Annotated in this window: 13 protein-coding genes; 8 read left to right on the forward strand and 5 right to left on the reverse strand. The window is 54.0% G+C overall.

Features of this window, described 5'->3' with window-relative positions; genetic code table 11:
* Positions 1 to 41 precede the first annotated feature (41 nt).
* Positions 42 to 2876, reverse strand: a complete 2835-nt coding sequence (gene uvrA / locus CQ002_RS20110; protein ID WP_069078326.1) for an excinuclease ABC subunit UvrA — start codon at positions 2874 to 2876, stop codon at positions 42 to 44.
* 178 nt (positions 2877 to 3054) lie between these two features.
* Here uvrA and CQ002_RS20115 point away from each other — a divergent pair, with 178 nt between their 5' ends.
* The 6 genes from CQ002_RS20115 (at position 3055) to CQ002_RS20140 (ending at position 10232) form a co-directional block, all read left to right on the forward strand.
* Complete coding sequence (locus tag CQ002_RS20115; RefSeq protein ID WP_034109553.1) at positions 3055 to 4449, forward strand: MFS transporter; 1395 nt, start codon at positions 3055 to 3057, stop codon at positions 4447 to 4449.
* Positions 4450 to 4458: 9 nt separating this feature from the next.
* Positions 4459 to 4974 (forward strand): single-stranded DNA-binding protein, encoded by a 516-nt coding sequence (locus CQ002_RS20120; protein WP_003232445.1) that lies wholly within the window; start codon positions 4459 to 4461, stop codon positions 4972 to 4974.
* A gap of 142 nt (positions 4975 to 5116) precedes the next feature.
* Positions 5117 to 6334: a site-specific integrase gene (locus CQ002_RS20125; protein WP_105162952.1), complete on the forward strand. Its 1218-nt coding sequence runs from the start codon at positions 5117 to 5119 to the stop codon at positions 6332 to 6334.
* Positions 6331 to 7845: a site-specific integrase gene (locus CQ002_RS20130; RefSeq protein WP_105162951.1), complete on the forward strand. Its 1515-nt coding sequence runs from the start codon at positions 6331 to 6333 to the stop codon at positions 7843 to 7845. Before CQ002_RS20125 ends, CQ002_RS20130 begins: the two co-directional genes overlap by 4 nt.
* Positions 7838 to 9844 carry an integrase gene (locus CQ002_RS20135; protein WP_105162950.1) on the forward strand — a complete coding sequence of 669 codons (2007 nt, stop codon included), beginning with the start codon at positions 7838 to 7840 and terminating at the stop codon, positions 9842 to 9844. Before CQ002_RS20130 ends, CQ002_RS20135 begins: the two co-directional genes overlap by 8 nt.
* Positions 9837 to 10232, forward strand: a complete 396-nt coding sequence (locus CQ002_RS20140; protein ID WP_105162949.1) for a hypothetical protein — start codon at positions 9837 to 9839, stop codon at positions 10230 to 10232. The genes CQ002_RS20135 and CQ002_RS20140 overlap by 8 nt, the downstream gene beginning before the upstream one ends.
* Before the next feature lie 165 nt (positions 10233 to 10397).
* On the opposite strand, the gene CQ002_RS20145 is transcribed toward CQ002_RS20140, so the two are convergent.
* The 3 genes from CQ002_RS20145 to CQ002_RS20155 form a co-directional block, all read right to left on the reverse strand.
* On the reverse strand, positions 10398 to 10856 hold the full coding sequence (locus CQ002_RS20145; RefSeq protein ID WP_105702695.1) for a hypothetical protein: 459 nt from the start codon (positions 10854 to 10856) through the stop codon (positions 10398 to 10400).
* Between the two features lie 11 nt (positions 10857 to 10867).
* Positions 10868 to 13963 carry an ATP-binding protein gene (locus CQ002_RS20150; RefSeq protein ID WP_105162947.1) on the reverse strand — a complete coding sequence of 1032 codons (3096 nt, stop codon included), beginning with the start codon at positions 13961 to 13963 and terminating at the stop codon, positions 10868 to 10870.
* Between the two features lie 666 nt (positions 13964 to 14629).
* The gene (locus tag CQ002_RS20155) at positions 14630 to 15550 is read right to left on the reverse strand and encodes a LysR family transcriptional regulator (RefSeq protein WP_034109551.1); all 921 of its coding nucleotides are present in this window, start codon (positions 15548 to 15550) and stop codon (positions 14630 to 14632) included.
* A 100-nt stretch (positions 15551 to 15650) separates the two neighbouring features.
* Here CQ002_RS20155 and tam point away from each other — a divergent pair, with 100 nt between their 5' ends.
* Entirely contained in the window at positions 15651 to 16412 is a 762-nt protein-coding gene (gene tam, locus CQ002_RS20160) for a trans-aconitate 2-methyltransferase (RefSeq protein ID WP_105162946.1), read from the forward strand.
* A gap of 21 nt (positions 16413 to 16433) precedes the next feature.
* Here tam and CQ002_RS20165 read toward each other — a convergent pair whose 3' ends face one another.
* Positions 16434 to 16997 (reverse strand): cysteine hydrolase family protein, encoded by a 564-nt coding sequence (locus CQ002_RS20165; protein WP_034109548.1) that lies wholly within the window; start codon positions 16995 to 16997, stop codon positions 16434 to 16436.
* Between the two features lie 96 nt (positions 16998 to 17093).
* Between CQ002_RS20165 and CQ002_RS20170 the strand changes: the two genes are divergently transcribed.
* Positions 17094 to 18053, forward strand: a complete 960-nt coding sequence (locus CQ002_RS20170; RefSeq protein WP_105162945.1) for a GlxA family transcriptional regulator — start codon at positions 17094 to 17096, stop codon at positions 18051 to 18053.
* Positions 18054 to 18075: the final 22 nt, after the last annotated feature.

The raw sequence follows: 18075 nt of genomic DNA on the forward strand, positions 1-18075 counted from the left end.
TCACCGCAAAGTGACAGGGGCTTTTCATTGGGCCCGAAAAGTCAGGCCCGGTCGCGTTCCAGCAACGGTTTCAAGTAGTAACCGGTGTGCGATTGCGGCATTTCGGAAACCTGCTCCGGCGTGCCCACGGCGATGATCTGGCCGCCCTTGGAGCCACCTTCCGGCCCGAGGTCGACCAGCCAATCCGCGGTCTTGATCACGTCAAGGTTGTGTTCGATCACCACCACGGTGTTGCCGTGGTCGCGCAGGCGGTGCAGCACGTCCAGCAGCTGCTGGATATCCGCGAAGTGCAGGCCGGTGGTCGGCTCATCGAGGATATACAGGGTCTTGCCGGTGTCGCGCTTGGACAGCTCGCGAGACAGCTTCACCCGCTGCGCCTCACCACCGGACAGCGTGGTCGCCGACTGCCCCAGCTTGATGTAGGACAAGCCCACGTCCATCAGCGTCTGCAGCTTGCGCGCCAGCGCCGGAACCGCGTCGAAGAACACCCGCGCTTCCTCGATGGTCATCTCCAGGGTTTCGTGGATGCTCTTGCCCTTGTATTTGATCTCCAGGGTCTCGCGGTTGTAGCGCTTGCTCTTGCACACATCGCATGGCACGTAGATGTCAGGGAGGAAGTGCATCTCCACCTTGATCAAGCCATCGCCCTGGCACGCTTCGCAGCGACCGCCCTTGACGTTGAACGAGAACCGGCCTGGTCCGTAGCCCCGTGAGCGGGATTCCGGAACGCCAGCAAACAGCTCGCGAATGGGCGTGAACAGCCCGGTGTAGGTCGCCGGGTTGGAGCGCGGCGTACGGCCAATCGGGCTCTGGTCGATATCGACCACCTTGTCCAAGTGTTCCAGGCCTTTGATGCTGTCGTGTGCAGCCGCTTCCAGGGTGGTCGCGCCATTGAGGGCGGTGGCACTCAAGGGGAACAGCGTGTTGTTGATCAGCGTCGATTTGCCCGAGCCGGAGACACCGGTCACGCAGGTCAGCAGGCCCAGTGGGATTTCCAGGTCGACATTGCGCAGGTTGTTGCCACGCGCGCCCTTGAGGTGCAGGGCCAGTTTCTTGTTGCGCGGTGTACGCTTGGCCGGCACTTCGATCTTCACGCGGCCGGAAAGGTATTTGCCGGTCAGCGAATCGGGATGAGCCATGACTTCGGCAGGCGTGCCCTCGGCGACAATATGCCCGCCGTGCACACCCGCGCCCGGGCCGATATCGACCACGTAATCCGCCAGGCGGATCGCGTCCTCGTCGTGCTCGACCACAATCACCGTGTTGCCGATATCTCGCAGGTGCTTCAGCGTGCCTAGCAGGCGATCGTTGTCGCGCTGATGCAGCCCGATCGACGGTTCATCAAGGATGTACAACACGCCCACAAGGCCGGCGCCAATCTGGCTGGCCAGGCGAATGCGCTGTGCCTCACCGCCTGACAAGGTATCGGCACTGCGATCCAGCGACAGGTAATCCAAGCCAACGTTGACCAGGAACTGCAGCCGCTCACGAATCTCCTTGAGGATCTTGTCGGCGATTTCGCCGCGGCGGCCGGTGAGCTTGAGTACGCCAAAGTACTCGCAGGCGTCACCGATCGGCAGGTTGGTCACCGCCGGCAAGGTTTTCTCGCCTACCCATACATGCCGTGCCTCACGACGCAGGCGAGTGCCGCGACAATCCGGGCAGGGCTGTGTGCTGAGGAATTTTGCCAGCTCTTCACGCACGCTCGCCGATTCGGTCTCGCGGTAACGACGCTCGAGGTTCGGCACGATGCCTTCGAACGGGTGGGAACGCTTGACGATATCGCCACGGTCATTCAGGTACTTGAAGTCGACGTTATGCGACCCGCTGCCATTTAGAATGACCTTCTGCTGGTCCGCCGGCAGTTGGTTGAACGGCACTTCAAGGCTGAATTTATAGTGCGACGCCAATGACCCCAGCATCTGGAAGTAATAGACGTTGCGCCTGTCCCAGCCGCGAATCGCTCCCTCGGCCAGCGTCAGGTCGCCGTTGACCAGGCGCTTGATGTCGAAGAACTGCTTCACCCCCAGGCCATCACAGGTCGGGCAGGCGCCGGCCGGGTTGTTGAAGGAAAACAGCTTGGGTTCCAGCTCGCTGATGGCGTGGCCGCAGATCGGGCAGGCAAAGCGCGCGGAGAAGATGATCTCTTCGCCCGGTTCGTCGTCCATCGGCGCCACCAGGGCAATGCCGTCGGCCAGCTTCAGCGCGGTTTCGAAGGATTCGGCCAGACGCTGCTGCAGGTCGGCGCGCACTTTGAAACGGTCGACGACCACATCAATCGAGTGCTTCTTCTGCTTGTCGAGCTTCGGCGCTTCGTCCAGCTCATACAGCTTGCCGTTGATCCGCGCGCGCACAAAACCTTGCGCACGCAGTTCTTCGAAGACCGAAAGGTGTTCGCCCTTGCGCTCACGGATCACCGGTGCAAGCAGCATCAGCTTGGCGCCTTCCGGTTGGGCCAGCACCAGGTCGACCATCTGGCTGACGGTCTGGGCTTCCAGGGGAATGTCGTGGTCCGGGCAACGCGGAATACCCACGCGTGCATACAGCAGGCGCAGGTAGTCGTAGATTTCGGTAATGGTGCCCACGGTGGAGCGTGGGTTATGGGAGGTCGACTTCTGCTCGATGGAGATCGCCGGCGATAGGCCTTCAATGGTGTCGACGTCGGGCTTTTCCATCATCGACAGGAACTGGCGGGCATAGGCCGACAGCGATTCCACATAGCGACGCTGGCCTTCGGCATACAGCGTGTCGAACGCCAGGGACGATTTGCCGGACCCGGACAAGCCGGTGATGACGATCAGTTTGTCCCGGGGCAGGGTCAGGTCGATGTTCTTCAGGTTGTGGGTTCTAGCCCCACGAATCAGGATCTTGTCCAAGATGGCCTCGCACGGCGGGCGTAAATAATGCCGGAGTATACGGCTAAAGACTGGATGAATATACACTGTCAAAAGGCCGCTTGCAGCCTTAGATGAAAGCTGCGCGGCAAAGCGCCGCATATACCCTCTCAATCGATGGGACTGGTAGAATCGCCGCCGGTTCACACGAGGTTTTTCCATGCACGATCCCCACAGCGAACGCATGAGTAGCGGCGAGACCCGAGCAGCAAGCGGTCTGGCCCTGGTGTTCGCCTTCCGTATGCTGGGCATGTTTATGGTGTTGCCGGTGCTGGCGACCTATGGAATGGATCTCGCAGGTGCGACCCCCGCATTGATCGGCCTGGCGATTGGCGCCTATGGCCTGACCCAGGCCATTTTCCAGATTCCGTTCGGGATCATTTCCGACCGCATCGGCCGCCGCCCGGTGATTTACCTGGGGCTGATCGTGTTTGCCCTCGGCAGTGTGCTCGCGGCGCAGTCCGATTCGATCTGGGGCGTGATCGCCGGGCGAGTTCTGCAAGGCGCCGGCGCCATTTCTGCTGCGGTCATGGCTTTGCTGTCCGACCTGACGCGCGAGCAACACCGCACCAAGGCCATGGCCATGATCGGCATGACCATCGGGCTGTCGTTCGCCGTGGCCATGGTGGTCGGCCCCTTGCTGACGCGCGCGTTCGGCTTGCACGGGCTGTTCCTGGCCACCGGCGGCATGGCGTTGTTTGGTATCGTGATCGTGGCCTTTATGGTGCCGCGCTCCACCGGCACGCTGCAGCATCGGGAGTCGGGCGTCGCCCGGCAGGCATTGCTGCCGACGCTCAAGCACGCTGACCTGCTGCGCCTGGATTTAGGTATCTTCGTGTTGCACGCGATGCTGATGTGCAGCTTCGTCGCCTTGCCCCTGGCCTTGGTGGAAAAAGCCGGCCTGCCCAAGGAACAGCACTGGTGGGTCTACCTCACAGCGCTGCTGATTTCGTTCTTCGCCATGATCCCGTTCATCATCTACGGCGAAAAGAAACGCAAAATGAAACGAGTTCTCCTGGGCGCCGTCGCGACATTGATGCTCACTGAGCTATTCTTCTGGCAGTTCGGCGACAGCCTGCGGGCGCTGGTAATCGGCACGGTGGTGTTCTTCACCGCGTTCAACCTGCTGGAGGCTTCGCTGCCTTCGCTGATCAGCAAGGTTTCACCGGCCGGTGGCAAAGGGACGGCAATGGGGGTGTATTCCACCAGCCAGTTCCTCGGCTCTGCACTGGGCGGCATCATGGGTGGCTGGATGTTCCAGCATGGCGGTTTGTCGGTTGTGTTCCTTGGATGCGCAGGTCTGGCTGCCCTCTGGCTGGCCTTTGCTGTTACCATGCGCGAACCTCCCTATGTGACGAGTCTGCGTTTGCCGTTATCGCCTGAAGCGATCCGCGAAGCCGGTCTGGTCGAGCGCCTTAAGGCCGTTACAGGGGTTACCGATGCCGTGGTTGTTGCTGAAGAAGCCGCCATCTACATCAAATTGGACACCGAATTATTGGATCGCGCGACGCTCGAGCAACTGGTCAACCCAGTGCCGACAGCGCGCCCAGCCTAGGAGAACGTTATGGCCCGTGGGGTTAACAAAGTCATATTGGTCGGTACGTGCGGCCAGGATCCCGAGGTTCGCTACTTGCCTAACGGTAACGCCGTGACCAACCTGAGTCTGGCGACCAGCGAACAGTGGACCGACAAGCAGACCGGCCAGAAGGTCGAGAAAACCGAATGGCACCGTGTGTCGATGTTCGGCAAGGTCGCAGAAATCGCCGGTGAGTACCTGCGCAAAGGTTCGCAGGTCTACATCGAAGGCAAGCTGCAGACCCGCGAGTGGGAAAAAGACGGCATCAAGCGTTACACCACTGAAATCGTGGTCGACATGCAAGGCACCATGCAACTGCTGGGCGGCCGTCCGCAGGGCGACCAACAGGGCCAGGGCGGCATGTCCAACTCGGCACCGCGTCCACAGCAGTCCCGCCCACAGCCAAGCCAGCAGCCACAGCGTGAGTCGCGCCCAGCGCCACAACAGGCCGCACCGCAGCCGGCTCCGGATTTCGACAGCTTTGATGACGATATTCCGTTCTAGCGCATACCTTAGACTTTTTTGTAAGGTTTAGGTTCGAGGCCCCCGCATTGCGGGGGTTTCGCGTTTTTATGGGCGTTAAAAATATCTTGAGCAAGTTCTTAAGAATTAATACCCTGTAAAAACGTAAAGAAAGGAGCCTGCTGTGGAGCTGTCAGCGCGGAGAATTAAATCCTCGAATGGTGAACGATTTATCGTTCTAGTCGATGAGGGAGGGATGCCTCTGTTCTACCCTGCGTTGTACGTTACCGTGCACATGCGGGGGCGCTCACTGGCAGTGAACACAATTCAGAATGCGCTCAATGCGCTTAAAGCCATGTACGCCTGGCAGAGCTACTACAGCATTGATGTCGAGTCGCGTTTCTCGCGCGGAGAGCTGCTTCAGAGCCACGAAGTCCATTCTCTGCGTGATTTCATGCAGAAACCGTTGACCAACGAGAATGGCGGCAACGTCGTTTCTATTTCCCGCAGGCCCAAAACAGTTAGCACAACCAACCAATATGCACGCATGTCAGTGATTGCCGATTACCTAGGCTTCCTCGCTGACCAGCTTCTATCGCCATCTACTTCGGGCCGCGAAGGTATTGCGCGAATGGTTGCGCAGATCAAAGCCAACCGTCCGAGGACGTCGAATAAGTCCAACGTAAGTCGGGAGGAAAAGCATCTCGATGACGCAGTGCTCGATACGCTCGAAGAAGCTTTGAGGCCAGGGTCAGACAGCAATCCAGTGCGTGAATATGCAGTCCAGGTGCGCAATGCTTTGATGTTCTCCATTCTCCGCATCACGGGACTCCGTCGCGGTGAACTGTTGAATCTGAAAGTCGAAGACATCGATTTTGCGAAGAACACATTGAAAGTGGTTAGACGCCCAGACTCCAAGGGTGATGCTAGGGCCTATCAGCCAGTTGCAAAGACACGAGAACGTGTCTTCCCGTTGATGCCCGAGTTTGTGGATCGGATTCGTGGCTATGTGCTCAGTCATCGAAATAAAGTGCCGGGCGCCAAGAAGCACGGCTATCTCTTTGTAACGCACAAATCGGGAGGTTCGCAGGGGCTGCCGTTATCGAACGCGGGGTTCGGTAAATTCATGGGGGAGCTGAAGCATACCCTTGAAGGCCATAGCGGTATTCACGCTCATTCGCTACGCCATCATTGGAACTATTCCTTCTCGAAAACCTGCGAGAGTCAAGGCATGACGCCTGAGCGCGAAGAAAAGATTCGTTCATACCTCATGGGCTGGAGCGAGACGTCCGGGACGGCAGCAAACTACAACCGTAGGCATATCAAAGAGCAGGCACGTAGAGCGGTGCTTGAGCTTCAAAACAAACATCTTGGTAAAGCACGTAAGGGAGGTGCTTTATGAGCTTGCTGGCTTCATACGCGAATGCAAACGCAGAGTTTTACACGAGGGAAGGCTATCTGGTCAGGTTTGATGGTGAGCGATGGAAGCTGAGCAGGGACATAGATATCCCGATGTTTGCTCTGTCGGGAGCCATGAGCACAGAGCTGTTTCTCTCTTTCCGGCATGTGCTCGCGTTTTATGCGAAGACGAGTGCACCGTCTCACGCGAGGAACCTATTTGAGCGTTGCAAACACTATGTTGAAGCGACCGTGGGGCTGCCTCTTTTCAGTGTCGAATCCTTGATTTCGTACCGCTCTAAGTTGGAAATGAAAACAGAATGGTATTTGGGAACATTGCGCGGATTCATTAGGCAATGGGCTGACCTCGGTTACACCGGTATTCCCCGCGAGACTCTTTCCTTGTTGGATAAATGGACGCTCAAGGGGAATGAAAAAGGCTATGCAGTTCAATCAATGTGCCCCGACAGCGGACCGCTGACCGATATCGAAATGGAAGGCGTTACCGCAGCAGTCATCAGGGATTACGCTAGGAATCGTCTAGAGCTTATCGACGCGTGTTATGCAATGACCTTGGCTATGACCGGGCGGCGACCTAGTCAGATTACTGGATTGAAGTTGAGAGACCTTACTCAGCAATCAGACAGGTACTTCATCAATTTTCCTCGCGCCAAGCAACGTAATCAGCCTTGGCGCTCCGCTTTCAATAAGTTTGCGATAGTCGAAGATCTCTGGCTGCTTTTGCAGCAGCAAGCCATGCAGGTCCGGCAGGCATTTGCCAAAAGGTTAGGAGGGGAAGTTCCGGCGGATCTGGTAGCTGAGCTGCCGCTGTTTCCAGCGTTAGACGCTTTCGACGTGCGGTCCGAGCTCAGTACTCAACTCAGTGGAGATCGTTTGCATGCTCCAAGCGTTTCTGTAAAGGAATCGATGGTTCTGGTGGCAAAAACGACAAAGGTGTTCAGTGAACGCACAGGCGTCCTGATTCGCCTTAATCCGACCCGTTTTCGTTATACGCTCGGTACCAATCTAGCGCGAGAGGGGAAGGGAGAGTTCGTTATTGCAGAAGCACTCGACCATTCCGACACGCAAAACGCTGGCGTATACGTGCGAAACATTCCTGAGATTGTCGAGCGGATTGACAAGGCTGTGGCGTTGCAGCTGGCACCCATCGCACAAGCGTTCCAAGGTGTGCTTGTTGTATCTGAGGTAGACGCGAAGCGAGGAGATGACCCAAGCAGCAGAATTTCCAATGGCGCTGTAAACCTTGGCAACTGTGGCAGCTACGGTTTTTGCGGCGCATTGGCGCCAGTTGCTTGTTACACCTGCAATCACTTCCAGCCTTGGTTAAACGGTCCGCATGAAGCTGTCCTGGATGGCTTGATCAACGAGCGCGACAGGGTACTAGAGCAGACGGAAGACAGAAAAATTGCCTCCGTTAATGACCGATTGATTCTTGCTGTCAGCGATGTGGTTAGCCGCTGCAATGCAATGAGAAGAGAGGTCGCTCGTGGCTGAAGTCCTCCTGTTTACGCCAAAGCATTTACTTGATGCCAAAACCAATCTCAAAGATTTCATCGAGATGTGTCGTGACAGGCTCACGGTTTTCGGCGCTGATCTCGATTGGGGTCGCGACACATGGCCGGGGGTTGGTAATTTCACGGTTATTGGTGCGCCGGCTCGGGGCTTTACCGACAGCCAACTCCTGAATCCCGAGATTGTTCCTTTCGCCAAATCTTATGTGCGCTATCAGCAAGGGCATAATCCCAGCAAACTCAAGAATGAGTTCAAAGCGATCCGCTGCATCGAGAAAGCGCTTCTACAAGTCAAGGGGAGAGCCGATATCACGCTGACGGACATTCAGGTGATGGATGTAGCTGCGGAGGTCGCCCGAGAGTACAACGCGACGGCATATCAAGCAGGGAGCAGCCTGGTTCACCTCGTTAAATTTCTCAACGAAAGTAAAATTATTCCAGCTTCTATCACTTGGAAAAACCCGATCTCCAAACCCAAGGAGATACATCGGACAGACGTTGAGGGGAAAAAGAAACGGGCTGAAAAAATGCCCGACCAGCACTTACTCGAATTCATGGGGGAGATATTCGCAAACGATCCTCAAGCCCCTCGAGATCGCTTCACAACTTCGATCTTTGCGTTGTTGATGTGCGCACCGTCGCGTGTCAGTGAGGGCCAGGACCTGCCGGTGAACTGCCTGCATTCAGAAATCGATACCAAAGGTGTTGAGCGCCTTGGGCTGCGTTTCTATGCCGGGAAAGGTTACGGGGCTGATATCAAGTGGGTTTCAACCGTGACGAAAGAGATAGCCGTCGAGGCGGTGCGTCGACTCACAGATATGTCTGAAGAAGGGCGTAGGCTGGCTACCTGGTATGAAACGCAGCCAGACAAGTTCTATCGTCACGTGGACTGTCCCAATGTTGGCGAGCTTGATCCGCTAACAGATGAGCAGGCGGCAAAGGCGCTAGGGTTGTCGGTGGAGCATCTGAATCTCAGTCCGTACTTTAAGGGCTATGAGCCTTATCAGATCCTGAAGGCAAACAGGGAGCCTTTGACCTTGGCGTTCCTGAACAAGTTTGCTCATAGCCAGCTACCGGAAGGCTGGCCTTGGAAGAACAAGGAACGGCACATCAGATACTCGCAAGCACTCTGCTGCTTCCGCCGTCATGAGATGCACCTTGATCGTATTACCAGTCCTTTGCTGCTTTGGACTCCGGGCAAAAGCACCTTTACTACAGATCTGAATTACATCCCAGGCCAAGAAAGCAATATTTGGCGTCGTCATGGTTACACCCATCGGGATGGCACGCAGATTTCCATGACTTCGCACCAGTTGCGGCACTTCTTAAACACGGTTGCTCAAAGGGGCGACCTTGGCCAGCTTGATATCGCAAAATGGTCAGGTCGCGCGAACATCCATCAGAACGCCACCTACAACCACATGAGCGACGATGAATACGTTGATCTGGCTCGGTCGGCTGGATTAGGTGGCGTTCTCGATAAAGTAAAAGCTAATGCTCCGGTAACGTTTGCTGACCTGAATGCCGTCGGAGACGCAATTGCTCACGTCACCGAGTATGGCTTCTGTGTTCACGATTTCTCCATGTTGCCATGCCAGAAGCATCGCGACTGCTTGAACTGCACTGAGCAGGTTTGCATCAAGGGAGACGAGGAAAGGCTGGAGCGCCTGATGCAGCAGCGGGATGGCATTCGTACGCAGTTGGAAAAGGCGCGAGAGGCCAATTTAGATGGGATGTATGGTGCTGATCGATGGAGTCAGCATCAACAAAAAACCTTGCAACGGGTCTGTCAGCTCATCGAGATACTTGAATCGCCGAACACGCCCGCGGGATCGGTAGTTCGTTTGAGCAACGATCAAGAGTTCAGTCCGTTGAAGCGTGAATTGGCTGCTCGCTCGGGCACTTCAAAGCTTTCAAAATCTGCGCCAGAGATCCCAGCTCTAGATGAGTTGCGTTCGCTGTTTGGGGGGAGTTATGGCTAAGCATTTAACCGGTAAGGACATCGCGATTTTAATAAACTTGATTGATTCCTGGGACGGTAAGCTGGGATGGGAGACGCTGTGCGATGCAGTGGCGCCTCTGATTGGTGCGCGGCCGACTCGACAAACGCTGAGTTCACATAGCCAGGTGAAGGCGGCTTTTGGGCAAAAAAAACAACAACAAAAAAATGGGTTCGTCGCAACTAAAAGACCTGCTAGCTTGAGTATTGCAGAGCAGCGTATTAAGCGTTTAGAAAGTGAGAATGATCGTTTAAAACTTGAAAACTCAGCCCTATTAGACCGATTTTTGAGGTGGCAGTATAATGCCTACAAATATGGGATCTCCAAAGAAGAACTTGATTCGGGTCTACCCACCATTGATAGACGGTAGTGTCTAATAAATTTTAATTTGTTCGTGTTGAATGATTGTAAAAGTATATGAGTCGGATTCGAGTGCGAAATATTATTAAGAGGGCGGGGGAGGGCAAGGTGTTATTCGGCTAATATATTGTGGCGCCTAACTGTTTTTGGCTAGGCGCCAAATAAATTTACTAATTTATACTAAGGATTTCAGTAGTGGGTATACTCTATAGATGTATGTCCAAAAGGTTGCTGCAAAAACCAAAATTACTATGAGTGCAATATAGGTTTCGTACCAGCGGAAAATATTTGAAATGCTAGTGGGTTCCCTGCTCTTTCCAAATATTTGGATTTCAATATTTCGTTCGTCGCTGCGGTATTTTAACCATGAAAATATCCCTCCAAGCAATAGTGCTATTATGAGTAGTGTGAGAATGGCGAGCATGCAAAGCAAGCATGTGCTTGCAAATTCGGCGGTGCTCAATGTAATTGATTTTGAGCTTGTCATTGCAATTACATTGAATTGAGCAAGGCCAAGTGCCACTATTATTACTTGATATATCGCCGCAATTTTAAATGTTGCTTCATTTAGCGACTGCTTTCTCTCTAATATATATTTGTATCTTTCAAGCGTAAAGTCTTGTTTGTCTGCCATTTTTATATCCATCAGTCTTCAGAGTTTGGGCCGCGTCGTTTCCACGCGAAAGGATTGAAGAGCTTTGTTCTTCTTTGACGTACAACTTCGACAAATGATGGTATATCCATATATTCACGAAGGGATTCGAATCCATTATTAGAGAGAAGTTTTTCAAGCCAATCACCCGAAAACTCTTCTCTGGGTACGTAATGGCTTCTAAGTAAGGTGAAAATAGTTAAATAAGCAAATAATGAGGTGCTTTTGTTTGGTGCGGTGGATTGCCATATATCCTTCAGGAACAGCGCTAAAGGATCTAGCGGGTGTAAGTATAGTTGTCGGTCCGCGATAAATTCGCTGAATTCATCTAGGTTTGATACTTTAACTTCATCGCTTACTGAGAACATTACGGACTGCGAGTCACGTAAGCCACGATGGTTTTGCGACTCTTGGAGTTCTTGATGTGCAATCCAAAGCCTTCTGTCGCCAAGACCGACTTCGTAGCTAATATCGAGACTCGAAACCCATCTCGGCGGATTCATTATTTTTTCCCATTTGACCGCAATGCGTCTCGCGCTTTGATTTGCTTCAATAATTGTCGGCTCGAATGCTTCTCTCACTGTTGCATCGATATGTGCGGCTCGTCCGAAGTTACATAGAATTGCCCCCTTGGGTAGGCCGCTGCTCCCGTCCTGAAGGTTTTCTAGGATGGTGGACGCGCTTACGTTTTTAGGCGCCTCTCTAACAAATTGCTCTACGGATGATGTAAGAGGTGAGTTAATGGTCCAGAATGAATCTCTATTTTTCAGATCCTGAAAAGATACATTTTTACGTCGGCCATTTTCCTCTATCAGCATATATGGTATTTTGGCTAACTCTGCTTTTAAAATATTCGGGCGAGAAGCGGCTGCTACCCCAGTTGTAAGTGGTGCAGTAATATAGGGCGCCTGCTCAACTGCACGGGATAAAGAGTAGTTCGAGGTTGTCGAAAGCCGTTCGGTTTCTTCGATGACGTGTTTGGCGTACAGTTTATAGATTTTTTCTAACGTGTCTCTGTATTCAGCTGTATCTTCAAGAGCAGATCGAGCGACGTTAGTTTTCGGTGCGCCTTTCCCAATAATGTTAGCTACGGATAATATCGAGCTACTTCTAAATCCGGGTGTTGTGAATTCGACGCCGACTCCTTCCACGCAGGTTGCAGTCATAGGCCTCTCTTCTTCCGTTTGGCTGTAGCGATGTCGATCTGGTACTAATGTGAAGCTCCAATCGTTAAAGAGTTCGTCGCGCTCCAAGACAAATGCCAAGGTAACACCGCCATCAGATACCTCGCGAATTTCATAGTCTTTATTAAGCCTTTGTGAGGAGAACTTTGATTCGTCTAAGTAGTGTTGCAGCGCTTGTTTTGGAGTGGAAAACCCAATTTTTATAGGTTCTTCTGAATTTATTTTTACATAAACTTGGCATCGAGGAAATAGAAGCCACATTCGAGCTATTTGAAGTATATTTCCTATATTGGCTGTTGATCTAAGCTTTAGTCTGACTCTAGAACCATGTGGGTAGACGCCGATTTCTTCTTTTTGTGCAATTTTATCCAGCAGTTTTATTAAGTACTTGCCATGTACTGATCTCAGAGATATTTGTCGCGCTTTATCATCTTCGGGGCTGCAAGTAGTAATCTCTACGCTGTCGGCGACCATAAATGCGGATAAAACACCGATGCCAAATCTGCTAATAGACGAAAATTCTGGAAATTTTTCGCGAAATTTTGGGTCTTGATATCTAGATGACCCAACTTTTAGTAAATGATCTTCAATAACCTCTTGAGACATTCCCGTTCCATTATCCTTGACCTCTAGAATTTTAGTTTCTTCGTCCCAAGAAATGTCAATTCTTCCAACGCTTGTTGGTTTCTTTTCGGTCGTCGATTGTAGTCGGACAGCATCAAGTGCGTTCTGTGTTAGCTCGCGGATAACTACGTCTGTATCATTATAAAGAGTATGCCCCGTAAGCAAGTCTAAGATTTTGTGCTGGTCAAGTTCAAAGCCAAAAGACTTAGTCAAAAAGCCTACTGCTTCGACGCCCGAGTCATCTATGAATTTCCAAGGGAACTGCGGAGGATCTGGAAGTTCAGCTTCCGATTTTCTCAATGCGTCCTGACAAGCAGAGAGTTGAGACCTCGCGTAAGCTAAATAGCTTGTGAGACCAAAAAAACCATCCGACTTTTCGAAGCGGGCGTAAAATTGAATAGTATCTGACTGAGCTGTATTTGAAGCTTTTCCCTCCCGGTCTCTACCAGGAGCTGGGCGTATTGATCTAACAGCATTTTGCTTCTGCCATTCTATTTGGCTGGTTGGATCTTTAGGACTTATAAGCTGATATAGAATAGATGGGGCCCTACTACGTGTGACTTGTAGTAGATCTACGGTTCTTAGAATTACAGCAATATATTGAAGGTTTACAGTCTCTTCCTTGCTTTCTCCGTATGGCATTGATACGTTATATTTTGAAGTGTCTGAGATGTCATCAATAGTGTGGCTCTCGCATAAGATTGCGAGACCTTGCCTCGCAGATGAGTCTAACTTCCCGATAAGCTCATGAACTGCTGCACGAATTTTTGCGGATAAGTTATCGTCATCTAGTGGAGTTCCTTCTATCCAAGCTCTTACACGAATTCCATGGGTGTTTCTAACAAACTCTTGATAAAGTATTCTATCTTTTTCATCGGTTGAAAGCTTGTTGAGTTTGTCCATGTACTCTAGGTGGTCCACACTGGTGGACGACTGTTCTGATAAGTAACGCAGAAAGTCTTGGTTCTTTCCGCGATTGTCGTACTCGTGTTTGCTTATAAGTAAGCCCAGATCGTGTAGGTATATTGAGAGTGTTAAAAATAAGTAGTCTCCAGGCGTAAGTAATTCTTTTGTTGCGTCGGGTATTATCCAGTCTGCCATTTCAAGCATAGCTTGGACGTGAGTAAAGCTATGCGTAGTATACTCATTGAAAAAGCCATAGCGCTGTAACTCTGTCAGTAAGATTTCTACGTTGTTGCGAATGTCGTCTAAGTTTAAGGGGAAGGCTTTTAATTTAACTGCCTTGGAAGCGCGCTCTTCTATGCTTGTAAGCTGCTGCATGCCTGAACTTTCCTTGTATTATTGATGCCTGATAAAAACGCTGCTTTGTGATGTCGTTTTGCCAGGTCAGTATCCTATAAAAAAAACTGCGTCAGCTCTACTATTTTTTAAGCTTGCGACGCCGGGCAGGGGGATATGACTTTTTCACCGTCGAACCGACGATGACCATGACTGCTGAGTTAAGCTCCTCTTCGTTTCAAGCTTTTATAGAAGCTTCGATTTGAAGAAACAACCGTGCAGAAAAATTGGCGGCAGGCCGATAAGCTGTTTAGCGCCGTTGATTTTTTTCTGAAAAGACAGAATGTGTCACGGAGTTGACTCAGTTTTCCGACTATTCGGGTGATTAACGTTTTTCTGAGGCAATGCCGATTCTTGAAAGGACGAGCTATTACGCTTTTTAAGCGCATTCCTTCCAACACTCATTTTTCATAGAGACATGGCGTTCGTCGGATTGATGGAGTGACGCGAAGGTTTGTATTTTTTGTCAAATGTAAAATTTTGCGTCACTCAAGCAATCGAATTTTGCAAAATTCTTTACGGATTTATAGAGAAATCTATTTTTTACAACTAGTTATGATATTTTTTCTGGTTTAGGTATTTGCAACCTTTTTAAGGTCTAGGTCTGGAACGAACAAAACCTCCGATGGCTCATGCCTCGGGGGTTTTTTATTGCCTGCCATCAGCGTCGGTCGAGGCTGACGTGACAACCATTGCCCGGAAACGCTGCAACACCGCCGAGCCATCCCCAATCCGCGTCGCCAGGTGCAAGGGCGCCACCAGGCTGCTGCATTCCGTCAGGTCCCGATAAACGATGCCGTCCCCGCGCAATCGCTGCATCGACGCGGGCACGATCGACACCCCAAGCCCAGCCGCTACCAGGCTCAGTGTGGCGGTCATGCGCGGTGCTTCCTGCACCACCTGCGGGCTGAACCCTGCTTCACGGCAGGCCACCAGAATGGCGTCATACAGGCCCAAGCCGACGCGACGGCGATAGAGCACGAAGGACTCGGTCGCCAAGGCCGCCAAGGGCAGGGGCGATGCTGAATCGCTTGCCAGGGGATGATCCGTCGGCAGCGCCAGCAACATGGGCTCCACCAGGATCGGTTCGTCCTGCAGCGATTGCGTCCCGCTGAGGGGCGAGCGGATAAATGCCGCGTCGAGTTTCTCGTGCAGCAACGCGTCCAGCAGCTCGCCCGTACCGGCTTCCTCCAACACCACGGTGACGCCGACAAAGGTTTCGCGGAACAGCCGCAGCACACTCGGTACAAAGGGATGCAGCGCGGCCGAACTGGTGAAGCCGATCGCCAGGCGCCCACGTTCACCGCGTGCCGCGCGGCGAACCACCTCGGCGACACCCTCAGCCTGGGCGAGTATTTCCCGGGCTTCGTCCAGCAGAGCGAGGCCGGCGGTGGTGGGGCGCACGCCACGGGGCAAACGCTCCATCAAGATCACGCCCAACTCGGCCTCCAGGCTTTGCAGCATCCGCGTCAACGGTGGCTGCTGCATGCCCAGGCGTTCGGCGGCGCGGGTGATATAGCCTTCTTCGGCGATGGCCACGAAGGCCCTTAGTTGGCGAAGCTCCAGCATAGGAATACTTTTCAGGTATGGGAGGGCTCCAATCCTGGCATTTGTTCTCATGGCTCACAAGAATTAGGCTGTGGCCAACCTCAAAAGAAGGAAAGCCGTGATGACCTGGTCAGCCAAGCAGTACACGATGTTCGAACAGCAGCGCACCCGTCCCGTCCGTGACCTGGTAGCGGCCATTCCGAATACTGAAGTGCGTACGGCCGTCGACCTGGGCTGCGGCCCCGGCAACTCCACCGAAGTATTGGCCCAGCGCTTCCCGCACGCGCACATCACCGGCATGGACAGCTCCGATGACATGCTGGTCGACGCCCGCAAACGGTTACCGGCGCTGAACTTCGAACTGGCGGACATCGGTGCCTGGCGCCCTGCGCAAGCTTGCGATGTGATCCTGGCCAACGCGTCCCTGCAATGGCTGCCGGACCACGCCACGCTTTACCCGCGGTTGGTCCTGCAACTCACGCCCGGTGGCACGTTGGCGGTGCAAACGCCGGACAACCTTGATGAGCCCGCTCACCGGCTTGCTCGTGAAGTCGCGGCCGATGGCCCATGGTCTGCCAAAATCGGTGCGGTCAAACACAATGAACGCCACACCGCGAGTTACTACTACGAGCTGCTGAGCCGGCACTGCAGCACCGTCGATGTGTGGCGTACCATCTATCTGCACCCGCTGGCAGATCACGCGGCGGTGGTGGAGTGGTTCAAGGCGTCAGCCCTGAGACCGTTTCTCGCGCCGTTGACCGACAGCGAAAAAGCCGCCTTCCTTCAGGCGTACCAGGCGCGGATCACCCAGGCTTACCCAGCCCTGGCCGATGGCACCGTGCTGCTGCCTTTTCCGCGTCTGTTCATCATTGCTACCCGCTAACACCACCCAGGCAAGTGGCGGTCATGCCGCCGCCGCTTGCGCCTTCAAGTATTCATCCGCCGACACCACGCCCGCATAACCAAACGCCAGTGATGCCATATACGCCCCATGCACCTGCGCAGCGGGAATCACCTGCCCATTAAATTCCAGGTCCCGCGTCGCACACGCGTCGTGAATCACCGTGACCTTGTAGCCCAGGTCCGCCGCCGCCCGCACCACAGCATCGATACACATGTGGCTCATGCTGCCGACCACCACCAATTCCGTGATGCTGCGTTGTTCCAGCAGGGCACGCAGGTTGGTCTCGCGGAACGCGTTCACGAAGTGCTTGAGCACCACCGGCTCACTGCCCTCGTTCAGCACTGTGCGATGCAGATGCGCGCCCTCGGAGCCCGGTGTGAAGAACGGCGCATCCTCCGACGTGAACTCGTGACGAACGTGAATCACCGCATCGCCCGCCTGGCGAAACGCCTGCAGCACCTGCGCGGCCTTGTCTGCCGCGGCGTCCACGCCGTCGAGTGGCCACTTGCCTTGGGGGAAGTAGTCGTTCTGGATATCGATTAGGATGAGCGCTTGCTTGGCCATGTGTGTTGCCTCGTGATGGGTTGATGGGTCCAGTATCTTAGCTGGCGCCCGCACCTGGGATTGGCTGCACCGACAATAACAGGGGGAAAACTGACAATGGTCGTTGTTGAGCTGGGCGTGTTGATCTACCAAGGTGCGCAACTGGCAGCCGTGCACGGCTTGACCGACCTGTTCGGCGTCGCCAACCGTATCGCCGCCGAGCATCAATCCGCGCAGTTGCCGCTGCTGCGGGTCAGCCATTGGCAGGTGGATGCCAGCGGCAAACCAGAACGTGTATTCAGCAGCCACCCTGGCCCCGATCAAGCGATGATGGCTGTACTGGTGCCGCCGTCGATTGGTGAGTTTACCGAAGACCAGGCGCCCCCTGCGCTACTGGAATGGCTTCGCCAGCAACATGCTGCGGGCACGGTGCTGGGGGGCGTGTGTATTGGCTCGATCATGCTGGCGCGCAGCGGGTTGCTTGATGGGCGCACTGCCACCACCCACTGGTCGTCGGCCAACGCGTTTGCAGCCCGTTACCCGGCCGTGCGCCTGGAGGCGGATAAACCGATTGTCGATGACGGCGACTTGATTACCACCGCCGGCTTGATGGCCTGGTCCGAACTCGGCCTGCGCCTGGTCGACCGCCTGATGGGCCCAAGCATTGCGGCCGATACCGCGCGTTTCCTGGTGATCGAGCACAGTGACAGCGCCAGCCAGTGCGGCAGCAACTTCGCGCCCATTCTCGGCCACGGTGACGCAGCCATCCTCAAGGTTCAGCACTGGCTGCAGGCCAGCGGCGCGGTGGATGTTTGCGTGGCGGCGATGGCCCTGGAGGCGGGCCTGGAAGAGCGTACGTTCCTGCGGCGCTTTCGTAACGCCACTGGCTTGAAACCCACCGAATACTGCCAGCACCTGCGCGTGGGCAAGGCGCGGCAGATGCTGGAGTTCACCAATGGCACCATCGACCATATCGCCTGGACCGTGGGTTACCAGGACCCCAGCGCCTTCCGTGCCACCTTCAAGAAGATCACTGGCCTCGCGCCCAGCGATTACCGCAGCCGCTTCGGCGTCTGAATCGTGCAGAACGCCGCAGCGC

Source organism: Pseudomonas sp. MYb13 (genome assembly GCF_002980075.1).
In the GTDB taxonomy this organism is placed as follows: Bacteria; Pseudomonadota; Gammaproteobacteria; order Pseudomonadales; family Pseudomonadaceae; genus Aquipseudomonas; species Aquipseudomonas lurida.